6 protein-coding genes are annotated in these 4,324 nt (G+C 69.8%); 4 read left to right on the top strand and 2 right to left on the bottom strand.

All coding sequences use genetic code 11. The features are described from left to right. The first annotated feature begins 123 nt into the window (after positions 1–123). Positions 124–999, top strand: a complete 876-nt coding sequence (locus tag ACTWQJ_RS47140; protein ID WP_443312526.1) for an ABC transporter permease subunit — start codon at positions 124–126, stop codon at positions 997–999. Between the two features lie 4 nt (positions 1,000–1,003). Here ACTWQJ_RS47140 and ACTWQJ_RS47135 read toward each other — a convergent pair whose 3' ends face one another. Then, positions 1,004–1,345, bottom strand: a complete 342-nt coding sequence (locus ACTWQJ_RS47135) for an ATP/GTP-binding protein (RefSeq protein WP_443312525.1) — start codon at positions 1,343–1,345, stop codon at positions 1,004–1,006. 220 nt (positions 1,346–1,565) lie between these two features. Here ACTWQJ_RS47135 and ACTWQJ_RS47130 point away from each other — a divergent pair, with 220 nt between their 5' ends. After that, positions 1,566–2,594 (top strand): LLM class flavin-dependent oxidoreductase, encoded by a 1,029-nt coding sequence (locus tag ACTWQJ_RS47130; protein WP_443312524.1) that lies wholly within the window; start codon positions 1,566–1,568, stop codon positions 2,592–2,594. Positions 2,595–2,678: 84 nt separating this feature from the next. Here ACTWQJ_RS47130 and ACTWQJ_RS47125 read toward each other — a convergent pair whose 3' ends face one another. Then, on the bottom strand, positions 2,679–3,071 hold the full coding sequence (locus ACTWQJ_RS47125) for an SCO5389 family protein (protein WP_141313205.1): 393 nt from the start codon (positions 3,069–3,071) through the stop codon (positions 2,679–2,681). A gap of 244 nt (positions 3,072–3,315) precedes the next feature. Here ACTWQJ_RS47125 and nucS point away from each other — a divergent pair, with 244 nt between their 5' ends. Further along, complete coding sequence (gene nucS, locus ACTWQJ_RS47120; protein ID WP_443312523.1) at positions 3,316–3,987, top strand: endonuclease NucS; 672 nt, start codon at positions 3,316–3,318, stop codon at positions 3,985–3,987. A 56-nt stretch (positions 3,988–4,043) separates the two neighbouring features. Continuing rightward, positions 4,044–4,324: hypothetical protein (locus ACTWQJ_RS47115; RefSeq protein ID WP_443312522.1), on the top strand; the 281-nt coding region annotated here is incomplete at its 3' end.

The raw sequence follows: 4,324 nt of genomic DNA, 5'->3' as shown, positions 1-4,324 counted from the left end.
GGCTCCGCAGGCGTCCGCGCAGCCGGCGCCGGGCCAGGCTCCGGTTGCCGCCCCGCCCGCGCCCGCCGCCCCCGCGCAGCCCGCCTCCGCCCCTGCCGACCCGACCAAGCCCGAGGACGCCCGATGAGCACGCCCCAGCCCCCGATGCCGCAGGCCGCACCCGAGTGGCAGGCGGCGCCCGGCCCGTCGTACCCCAACCCCAACTACACCTCGCCGATCCCGGTCGTCCGCACGCACCTCGGGCATGCCCTCGCCTCGGAGTGGACGAAGATCAGGTCGGTGCGCTCCACGATGTGGACGCTGGGCGTGTTCGTCCTGCTCGTCGTCGGCATCGGGCTGTCGGCCGGCGCGCTGGTGGCGAACTCCGGGGCGGAGGGGGAGCTGGGCGACGAGAACCCGCTGTCCCTCGGCTTCTTCGGGCTGCTGCTCGGCAGCATGTGCATCATCACGCTGGGCGTGCTGACGACTGCCTCGGAGTACGGCACCGGGATGATCCGGACCACCATGACCGCCTGCCCCACGCGCGGGCGGGTGCTCGCGGCGAAGTCGGTCGTGTTCTTCACGGTCGCCTTCGTGGTCACCCTGGTCGCCGCCGGGCTCGTCGCCTTCGCGCAGGTCGGCATGTTGAGCGACGCCCGGGAGCCGTCCGGGGAGGAGTGGCTGAAGGGCACGGTCGGGGTCTCGCTCTACATCGCGCTGCTCGGGCTGCTCTCGCTCGTCGTCGGCTCGATCGTCCGGCACTCGGCGGGCGCCATCACCATCATGATCGCCGCGGTGCTCGCCCCGCTGGTCATCGCGATGTTCATGTTCGCGTCGTCGCTGGAGGACCTGCGCGAGGCGCTGTTCGAGTACTCGATCCCGAACCAGCTGAGCGTCTTCTACTCCAACTCGCTGACCACATCGGGCCCGTCCGGCTGGGACCCGCTGTGGATCATGCTCGGCGTCACGGCCGCCGCGTTCGTCGGCGCCTACGCCCTGCTGGAGAAGCGGGACGTGTAACCCGTTAGAACTTCGGCGCGTTACGGGACCGCTGCATCCGCGTGGTGCGGCGGTCCCGTGCGTTCCAGCAGGCCTTGTGCCAGTGCCGGCGGTCGTCGACGCCCGCGTGCTCGGGCCAGGCCACGACGTGCGGTACACCGGAGGGGATCAGCTGGTCGCAGCCGGGGCAGCGGTACGTCTTGCCCTGGGAGCTCGCCCCCGCCACATGGCGCACGCTCCAGGTCTCACCCTGCCAGTCCTCCGCCGACTGCCAGCCGCCGTAGCGGCCCGGGCGGTCGTCGTCGGCGCTCCCGCCGGACACGGCGGCCCCCTTCGGGCCCTTGGCTCGGTTGCGACGCGGGGACACGGGACACCTCTCGCAGCTATACAGGTAATGGGTCGCATCCAGCCTACGTGGGCCGGACAGGGGTACGCGCACAGCAGCGATCTCCACAAGTCCCCCTCTCCGACCATCGATTCTGCTGACAATCCGCAAATCCCTTCGCCAGGCCGTGTCCTCGGCACGTGTCAGACGGTTATGCCGAGTGGGGGAGCTCCGTGTCGGAGCCAAGGAAGCAGGAAGAGCAATGCGCGTAGGAAGTTTCGTGTTGGCGGCCCAGTTCCCGGGTCAGGGCCAGGGGGAGGCGCTGCACCGCGCGGTCCGCTCGGCGGAGGTGGCCGAGGAGGCAGGGCTCGACTCGGTCTGGCTGGCCGAGCACCACTTCGTGCCGTACGGCACATGCCCGTCGGCGATCACCCTGGCCGCGTTACTGCTCGGCCGCACCCGCCGCATCCGGGTCGGTACGGCGGTCAGTGTGCTGCCCACCACCCACCCCGTGGCGCTCGGCGAGCAGGCCGCGCTGCTGCATGTGACAAGCGGCGGACGCTTCTCACTGGGCGTGGGGCGCGGCGGGCCGTGGGTGGACCTGGAGGTGTTCGGGACGGGCCTGGAGGCGTACGAGAAGGAGTACCCGGAATCACTCGATCTGCTGGTGCGCTGGCTGCGCGAGCCCGCGGTCGCGGGCCCCGGCGGCCGCTTCGCCTTCCGTGAAGTCCCCGTCGTACCAAGGCCGTCGGAGTCCCTGTCGGAGATCGAAGGGCCGGAGATGCTCGTCGCCTGTACGTCGCCGGCGAGTGTGCGGATGGCGGCCGAGCGCGGGCTGCCGATGCTGCTCGGCATGCATGTGGGGGACGAGGAAAAGGCCGAGATGATCGCTTTGTGGCGGCAGCATGCGCGAGCCGTCGGGCGGCCGACGGACGAAGTCCTCGGCGCGGGTCATGTGTCGGCCGGTGTCTGCCAGATCGCGGACCGGCGCACCGACGCGGCGGAGACACTGCTGAAGGCGATGCCGGGCTGGCTGAAGCAGGGCCTGGACGCCCATGTCACGGTGGACGGCCGCGAGCGCCGGATGCGCGATCCGCTGGCGTACACCGAACTGCTCTGCGGGCTGCACCCGGTGGGCACCCCACGGCTGTGCGCCGACCGGCTCGCCGCCACCAGCGAGCGCACCGGCGTCTCCCGCTTCGCGCTGCTCGTCGAGGGCTCCGGCGACCTGGCGGCGACGGAGGAGAACGTACGGCGGCTGGGGGCCGAGGTGCTCCCCCAGCTGACGTGAACGGCCCCGTCGTGCGGGAGGCTTGCCGCTCCGGTACAGATCGCACCTCCCGCGTACGGAGCGGCAAGCAAGCGGTTCAGCGCCTCAGCAGTCCCGCAGCTCCGGAGACTGGTTCAGCAGCTGGCCCCGGATCGAGGTGAAACGGGCCAGCCTCTCGTCCGCCGAGGCGTCCAGCGGGAACACTGCCACCCGGTGGCAGTTCTGGAAGGCCAGCCGCACACCGAAGTGCCGCTGCAGCGCGCCGCGTATGGCGTCACTCGCGAGCGCACGCAGCAGCTGACCGCGTGCCTGCTCGTCCGGCGGGGGCGTCTGGTTGTCGGCGAACTCTCCGCCGTCCACCTTCAGCTGGGCCACCAGGGAGCTGATCATCTCCCATGCGTAGGGCAGGGAGGTCCGGACGCAGTCGACGAAGTCAGCTTCGTCGACCTCGCCTCGCTCGGCCTGTTCGAGTAGGGCCGGTGAGACGTCGAGCGACATGGGTTCTCCTCTCGCACCCCCAACCAGCAGGGGTTGCCGGACAGATGAGGGAGTGCGCGATCGTCAACACGCTGAGTACACATATCGCGACCTCCCGTTTAATACGGTAGGCAACAGACGGTGACGGCACCAGAAGAATGCGAATACAGGCCGATCCCAATAGGCACACAATCGGCCACTAAACAACATGTGACTTCCAGGGCGAATCGCGTGCACCGGTGCCCGTCGAGTAGCGTTGCCGACCATGCGTCTCGTCATTGCCCGCTGCTCCGTCGACTACGCCGGCCGGCTCACCGCCCACCTCCCCACCGCCCCCCGTCTCATCCTGGTGAAGGCGGACGGCAGCGTCTCGATCCATGCGGACGACCGGGCCTACAAGCCCCTGAACTGGATGTCGCCGCCCTGCACGCTGAAGGAGGGGACCGGCGAGGAGGCCGGTGTCTGGACCGTCATCAACAAGGCGGGCGAGAAGCTCATCATCACGATGGATGAGGTCCTCCACGACTCCACGCACGAACTCGGCGTGGACCCCGGCCTGATCAAGGACGGCGTGGAAGCACACCTTCAGGAACTGCTCGCCGACCGCATCGAAACGCTCGGCGAGGGCTACACGCTGATCCGCCGCGAGTACATGACGGCCATCGGCCCGGTGGACATCCTCTGCCGGGACGCCGACGGGCAGACCGTCGCCGTCGAGATCAAGCGACGCGGTGAGATCGACGGCGTGGAACAACTCACGCGCTATCTGGAGCTGTTGAACCGCGATCCCCATCTGGCGCCGGTGCGGGGCATCTTCGCCGCACAGGAGATCAAACCGCAGGCCCGCGTCCTGGCCACGGACCGCGGCATCGGCTGCCAGGTACTCGACTACGACGCGCTGCGGGGCATCGAGGACGACAAGTTGCGGCTGTTCTGAGAGGCAGTCGTACGACGGTGAGGGCCAGGTCCGGACATCGGACCCGGCCCTCCGGCTTGTACGGGCCTCAGATCACCGCACCCGAACCCGAGCTGCTCGGAGTGCCCGCACTGCTGCTCTCCGGCGCGCTCGCGCTCGTGCTCGCCGGAGCGCTGGAGGTGACTGGGGCACTGGAGGTCGGGGCGCTGGCCGAGTTCGAGGTGGGCGGGGCGGTGTCCGTCGGTGTGGGCGGTTCGGACGTCTCGGTCGGCGGTTCGGACGTCTCGGTGGGCGGTTCCGAGGTCTCGGTGGGCGGTTCGGACGTCTCGGTGGGCGGCGTCGAAGTAGAAGAGGGCGG

This window comes from Streptomyces sp. KR55 (assembly GCF_052245645.1).
Taxonomy (GTDB): Bacteria; Actinomycetota; Actinomycetes; order Streptomycetales; family Streptomycetaceae; genus Streptomyces; species Streptomyces flavusporus.
Note: the sequence above shows the minus strand (reverse complement) of the source record. Positions and strands in the feature narration are given on the sequence as shown.